Origin of the sequence: Pseudomonas sp. NPDC090208, from assembly GCF_044746785.1 — a bacterium.
Taxonomy (GTDB): Bacteria; Pseudomonadota; Gammaproteobacteria; order Pseudomonadales; family Pseudomonadaceae; genus Aquipseudomonas.
In genome coordinates this window covers 1-6547 of record NZ_JBIVCU010000037.1, presented here as the reverse complement: position 1 = coordinate 6547, position 6547 = coordinate 1, and the positions used below count along the sequence as shown (strand labels likewise).

General features: G+C 63.5%; 6 protein-coding genes. 1 reads left to right on the top strand and 5 read right to left on the bottom strand.

Going from position 1 to position 6547, the window contains the following annotated elements:
* Positions 1–507 precede the first annotated feature (507 nt).
* Both ACIPL0_RS30890 and ACIPL0_RS30885 read right to left on the bottom strand, forming a co-directional pair.
* Positions 508–1713, bottom strand: coding sequence for a diguanylate cyclase (locus ACIPL0_RS30890; protein WP_400603069.1), 1206 nt, complete (start codon positions 1711–1713; stop codon positions 508–510).
* A complete protein-coding gene (locus tag ACIPL0_RS30885; RefSeq protein WP_400603068.1) occupies positions 1704–2012 on the bottom strand; it encodes a hypothetical protein in 309 nt (102 codons plus the stop codon). The genes ACIPL0_RS30890 and ACIPL0_RS30885 overlap by 10 nt, the downstream gene beginning before the upstream one ends.
* Between ACIPL0_RS30885 and ACIPL0_RS30880 the strand changes: the two genes are divergently transcribed.
* Positions 1999–3135, top strand: coding sequence for a glycerate kinase (locus tag ACIPL0_RS30880; protein WP_400603067.1), 1137 nt, complete (start codon positions 1999–2001; stop codon positions 3133–3135). The two genes, ACIPL0_RS30885 and ACIPL0_RS30880, sit on opposite strands and share 14 nt — an antisense overlap.
* 134 nt (positions 3136–3269) lie before the next feature.
* On the opposite strand, the gene ACIPL0_RS30875 is transcribed toward ACIPL0_RS30880, so the two are convergent.
* From ACIPL0_RS30875 to ACIPL0_RS30865, 3 genes are all read right to left on the bottom strand, one after another.
* Positions 3270–4193, bottom strand: coding sequence for a TIGR03571 family LLM class oxidoreductase (locus ACIPL0_RS30875; protein ID WP_400603066.1), 924 nt, complete (start codon positions 4191–4193; stop codon positions 3270–3272).
* A 50-nt stretch (positions 4194–4243) separates the two neighbouring features.
* Positions 4244–5446: an MFS transporter gene (locus ACIPL0_RS30870; RefSeq protein WP_400603065.1), complete on the bottom strand. Its 1203-nt coding sequence runs from the start codon at positions 5444–5446 to the stop codon at positions 4244–4246.
* Between the two features lie 173 nt (positions 5447–5619).
* Complete coding sequence (locus ACIPL0_RS30865) at positions 5620–5877, bottom strand: DUF2790 domain-containing protein (protein ID WP_400603064.1); 258 nt, start codon at positions 5875–5877, stop codon at positions 5620–5622.
* Positions 5878–6547: the final 670 nt, after the last annotated feature.

The following is a 6547-nucleotide window of genomic DNA, read 5'->3' as shown; positions in this document are numbered from 1 at the left end:
AATGGGCCATCCATGGCCCACGCGGCTCTCGCGACATCCTGTCGCTCGGCCCACTGCGCATCGCCTGCGTTCGGCCTTCTGGAACGGGGCCCCAAGATCAAAAAACAAATCAAAAGCCAGATCAAAAGCGGGCGAAACACACACTTCCTGTGGGAGCGGGCTCGCCCGCGAAGGTGTCCTCAAGATCGCCACCGCCGGCAAGCCGGACTGCTACGGATCAGCGCATGCCACCTGCTTTTGCTTCTGGCCGAAGGCCGTGGGAGGGATCCGAGTTTGCGAGGGTCGCGAAGGCGGTGGGTCAGACAGATTGCATTCGCGACCCTCGTGACCTCGGATCCCTCCCACGGGGTTATGTGTTTTCCAGCCAATTGCGGCGGTTTGCCCAGATCTACCAAACACCACCTCTCCCGTGGGAGGGAGCTCTGCTCGCGATGACGTCGGTTCAGATGCCTCTGTGGTAAGTGACACACCACCTTCGCGTGCAAGCGCTCCCATGAGCATTGCAACTCACAAATCCATCGCTTCAACCACTTCGACCCTGCCTCTGACCTGTTTGGCGCGGTACAGGGCTTTGTCGACCGAGCGCAGCAGGGCTTCGAAGTCGGCCTGGCTGTTCAGTGCTTCGCTCTGGGCCAGTCCGGCGCTGAAGCCGATGGGGAAGGGCAGTGGCGATGTCTGTTGTTCGCCGCTCAGGGCATCACGCAGGCGGGTCAGGAAGGCCTGGGCCTGGCCGATGCTGGTGCCGGGGAACACCAGCAGGAATTCTTCACCACCCCAGCGCACGAACACGTCGTCCTTGCGCTTGAGTCGGGTCACGGTGCTGGCGAAGGTTTGCAGGGCCGCGTCGCCAGCGGTGTGTCCGTACTGGTCGTTGATGCGTTTGAAGTTGTCCAGGTCGATCATCGCCACCGCCAGTGGGTAGTGATGTACCACGGGTTGCTGCCATTCCTGGCAGAGGATGGTCGCCATCGCGCCGCGACGGTTGAGGGCACCGGTCAGGGTGTCGGTGACGCTCAGTCGCACCACCTGTTGGCGCAACTGTTCCTGCAGCATCAGGGCGAAGCTGAGGGTGAACAGGAACGACACCATGAAGTCCATGCCCAGCGCCGGCAGCGAGAACATGTCCGGCTCGTCGAAGGCCAGCGGGGGCGGCGGGTCGAGGGTCAAGGTCACGGTCGAGTGGCCGTGGAACAAGAGCAGCGCGACATGCCCCGCGAGCAGCGCCCAGGCGCCGCGAAAATGTTTGCGCAACGGCAAGGTCACCCGAAACTGGATGCCGATGGTGATCACGCAGAACAGGAAAAACCACGACAGCATGTACGGCGTGCGCAACAGCACGAAGGTGCCCAGGCCGTACAGCAACACCGGCGTCAGCAGCAGGCGCAGGTGCCACAGGTCGTCGCGCCGTTGTTCGGACAAATGGTGCAGGGCCAGGGTGTGGCAACCGATGGCGGCGAGCAGCAAGGCAGTATTGGCGAAGAACGCCGTCTGCGGCGACAGTATGCCCAGCCAGGCGTAATCGCCGCTGACCACGCCGGGTTGCAGCAGGTCCGCTGCGCGATAGGCCGCCAGCACCAGATCGCCGGCAATCCACCAGTGCAACGGCGCACGGTGGTTGCCGCTGCCGACGTAAGACAGGCACAGCATCAGCGTGGTCATGAGACCGAAGGGAATGATGATGAGAAGCAGAGTGACCGGATCGTTCAGCAGCATAAGACGGCAGCTTTCATCATGGATGCACAGGTCCGGCAACAGGGCCCGGCAAAAACCTTAAATAAGTAGTGGCTATATAGTGTCACATCTGCCAAGTGTTGTGACTGATTCACCCGCGTTACAGCTGTCTTTATAGAGAAGAACCGATAAAGCGTCGATTGGCAGTCGTCGCTGCACGGCGTTTTGTTCGGATGAACAACGCTGCTGCGTCGTTGTTGTGCCAAGGTCAGGCGGAAAATATCGGCGGGAATGAGAAGATCGCCGCTATCGAACAAGGAGAACACCATGAACATCGTCATTGCCCCGGATTCCTTCAAGGACAGCCTCAGCGCCCAGGGCGTGGCGCAGGCCATCGCCAGCGGTTTGCGCGAGGTCTGGCCCGATGCCCGTCTGGTCGAATGCCCAATGGCCGATGGCGGCGAGGGCACTATCGAGGCGGTGCTGGCCGCCTGCGACGGGCAATGGATGAGCAATCGGGTCAGCGGCCCGCTGGGCGAGTCTGTGCAGGCGCAGTGGGGCTGGCTGGCGGAGTCGCGTACGGCGATCATCGAAATGGCCATGGCCAGCGGTCTGCAATTGCTCAGCCTGGCGCAACGCGACGCCACGGTGACCAGCACTTACGGCACCGGCGAGCTGATCGCCGCTGCGCTGGAGGCCGGTGCGCAACGGATCATTCTCGCCATTGGCGGCAGCGCCACCAACGATGCTGGCACCGGCATGCTCGCCGCCCTCGGTGCGCGTTTCCTCGACGGCACCGGTGAACCTTTGCCGCCGGGCGGTCTGGCGTTGGCGAATGTGGCGCGCATCGACCTCAGTGGTCTGGATCGGCGTCTGAAGGACGTGCAGTTCGAAGTCGCAGCCGACGTCAACAACCCTCTGTGCGGCCCGCAAGGTGCCTCGCATATCTTCGGCCCGCAGAAGGGCGCATCGCCCGAGCAGGTGCTGGCGCTGGACGCAGCCCTCAAACATTTTGCTGAACAGTCGGCGCAGGTGTTGGGCAAGGACGACAGCGAGCACCCCGGCAGCGGCGCAGCGGGTGGCATGGGCTTTGCCGCTCGGGCTTACCTGAATGCGTCGTTCCGTCCCGGTGTCGAGGTGGTGGCCGATCTCACCGGGCTGGAACAGGCCCTGCAGGGCGCCGATCTGGTGATCACCGGCGAAGGCCGCTTTGATGCGCAGACCCTGCGCGGCAAGACGCCGTTTGGTGTGGCGAAGATCGCCCGGCGGCAGAACGTGCCGGTGATCGTGCTGGCCGGCACCTTGGGCGACGGTTACGCCGATCTGTACGAGCACGGCATCAGCGCTGCCTTTGCCCTGACCAGCGGGCCGATGACCCTGGAGCAGGCTTGCGCCAATGCCGCGACCCTGCTGCATGACCGCGCACGGGATCTGGCGCGGGTGTGGCAACTGGCGGCGCGTTGATTTGTTATAGCGACACGTTCCGTAGGAGCCGGCTTGCTGGCGAAAGCGTCAGTTCAGAGTCATCGATGGGGTCTGACACTCAGCGGTTCGCCAGCAAGCCGGCTCCTACGAAGATCACCCGCGATAGCGCCGCGTCAATGAAACATCGGCAACACATGCTCGGCCAGTTCGGCGATCACTTCGCCGACGTCCCGTTCGCTGCGGCGCAGGTGCAGGCCGATGTGCTGCACGCCAGCCTCGCGCAGGGTCTGTAGCTCATCGATCAACGCCAGTCGCCCGCAATGACCGCCGAAATGCACGCGCTGCATGGGCGCGTGGGGATCGGCGTCCAGATCCAGATGGATGAAGCTGATGTACGGCTTGTCGCCCGCCACCTCGCGCCACAGACCGACGCGGCGGCGGTGTTCGTCCGGGGTGCCGGGGTAGCTCAGCCAGCCGTCCATGTGCTGGCCGACCCAGGCCGGTGATTGCTGGGACAGCCCCGCCACCAGCATCGGTGGCGCCTGTTCGAGTTCCGGCAGCAGGCGAGTGCCTTGTGGCAACAGCGCCGCGCCCTGGGTCTTGATCAATTCCACCGCGTCGCGAAACGCCGCACCCCGTTGCTGGAAGTCTTCACCGAACAGTGGGTATTCGATCGGCCGGTCGCCGCTGGCCACGCCCAGCAACAGGCGCCCGCCGCTCAGTTCATCGATGCTGTTGGCTGCCTTGAGGGTCAACCAGGGCTGACGCAAGGGCAGCACCACGGCGGCGGTACCGAGCAGAATGTTGTCGGTGATGCCGGCCAGGTAACCCAGATAGGAAAAGGTTTCATAGACCTGCGCCGCGTCGCCGAACGCCGGGTCGTACAGCGGCACGTCGCGAATCCACAGGGCGCGGAAGCCGGACTGATCAGCCTGCCGCGCCAGCTCGGCGTGGCGGCGGATGTCGGGGATGCCGAACGGGCGCTGCTGTTGTTCGGCCAGACGCCGGCCGCTGCTGGACCAGTCGTTGTCCAGTGGCAGTTCCAGACCGATGGAAAAGCCGGTGTGGCCGATCAGTTTGTTGAATCTCGGGTGCATGACAAACCTCGAAGCCCCGCCAAAGCGGGGCTGTAGTGAAAGGGAAGGAATCAGTGGCCGACGACCACGTTGCTGTCGCTGCGCTCGCTCAGGCCGGCCCGGCGATCCAGGCGACCGCTGAGGACGGTCAGGCCGTAGGCGAACAGCACCACCAGCGCGGCGATCCACGGCGTGTGGGCCAGACCCATGTGCTCGACCACCAGGCCGCCACCCCACGAACCGCCGGCCACGCCGAGGTTGAAGGCGGCAATGTTGAAGCCGGCGGCGACGTCCACCGCACCGGGGGCGAAGTGCTCGGCCTGCTTGACCACGTAGACCTGCAGCGCCGGCACGTTGCCAAAGGCCACTGCACCCCAGGCCAGCACGGTCAGCACCACCAGCCACGGGTTCGGTGCGGTGAAGGTCAGCACCAGCAAGACCAGCGCCAGCAGCAGGAAGATGGTTTTCAGGGTTTTCACCGGGCCTTTGGCGTCCGCCATCCTGCCGCCCCAGATGTTGCCGAAGGCGACCGAGACGCCGTAGGCCAGCAGCACCACGCCGACCATGTTCGGGCTGAAACCGGCGAGCTGTTCAAGGATCGGCGCCAGATAGGTGAAGGCGATCAGCGAGCCGCCGTAGCCGACCGCCGTCATCGCATAGACCAGCAGCAGGCGTGGCTGCATCAGCACTTTGGCCTGGCTGAGCAGCGGCGCAGGTTCACTGTGCTGGATGTGCCGGGGCACGAACAGCAAGCTGCCGAGCAGGGCGATCAGGCCGAATGCCGACACCACCAGAAACGTGGTGCGCCAGCCGAAGTGCTGGCCGATGAAGGTGCCCAACGGGATGCCGGTCACGAAGGCCACGGTCATGCCGCTGAACATGGTGGCGATGGCGCTGGCAGCCTTGTCCTTGGCGACGAGGTTGGTGGCGATGATCGAACCGACCGAGAAGAACACGCCGTGGGCCAGACCGGTCAGGATCCGCGCCACGATCAGCGATTCATAGGTGGGTGCTTGCCAGGCCACCAGATTGCCGACGGTGAACAGCGCCATCAGGCCGACCAGCAGCAGTTTGCGCGGCACACGGCCGGTCAGAGCCGTCAGCAGCGGCGCGCCGATGGCGACGCTGAGGGCGTACAGACTGACCAGCAGACCGGCCGATGGCAGGCTGACATTGAGGTCGGCGCCGATGGTCGGGATCAGGCCGACGATGACAAATTCGGTGGTGCCAATGGCAAAGGCACTGAGGGTCAGTGCCAGCAGGGCAAGGGGCATGAGTCAATCTCCACAGGAGGGGCGTCAGGGAATGGCGCCAGTATCCAGAGACAGACTCATGAGAAAAATGCCGTGCCAGGCACAAGAATTTTGCGTTCAGGTCACGAATGCCGGAGGTCGCCGTGGCCGTGGGCCGGCGACCTGTAACGGTGCAGGTTTGAATCGCGGCGCAATCAGTTGTCGCCCAGGCAGGCATTGCCGCTGGTTTCGTAGCGCAGGGTGTGGGCTTTGCCCATGTGGTCGACGTAGCCCAGATCTACCGGGCGCACGCCGCAGAAGCTCAGGTTCGGGCGTTTGGTCACGGTGGCGATGTCGACTTTGCTGCCGTAGGTGTATTCCTGCACTTGCGGCATGTCCTTGCTGCCGGCATGGGCGGTCAGGGCAACGCTGCTCAGTGCGGTCAGGCTCAGGGCGATCAGGAGGGATTTCATGGCGGGCTTCCTTCATCAGGGTAAATGACTTTTTGAGCCCGTATGACGAAGCTGCGCGGGGTTTATTCCCAAGGCAGGCCAGGCGAATGACCCGTGAGGGAGCCCTGCTCGCGAAAGCGTCGTGTCAGTCGACATCGTGGTATCTGACCTACCGCATTCGCGAGCAGGGCTCCCTCCCACAAAATGCTGTGTTTACCGCCCGACGGGTGAGCAATCCAAAACCTGTAGCAGCATGGCTTGCCAGCGGTGGCGTCCTTGAGTGCGCTGACGCCGGCAAGCCGGACTGCTACAGGGTGGTGGTTTCCTGCCTGAATTTTGCTGACAACACAAAACCTGTGGGAGGGAGCTCTGCTCGCGAAAGCGTCGTATCAGTCGACATCGTGATATCTGACCCATCGCCTTCGCGAGCAGGGCTCCCTCCCACAAAATGCTGTGTTTGCCGTCTGACGGATGAGCAATCCAAACCCGTAGCAGCATGGCTTGCCAGCGGTGGCGTCCTTGAGTGTGCTGACGCCGGCAAGACGGACTGCTACGGGATTTGGTGTCATGCAGAAATCATCTGAACGACACATGACCCGTGGGAGGGAGCCAACTGTCTTAAGCCTCCCACCCGACTAACGGCTGGCAGGCGAGTCTTGCCATGGTTTTCCATCCCGAACCATGGCATTCA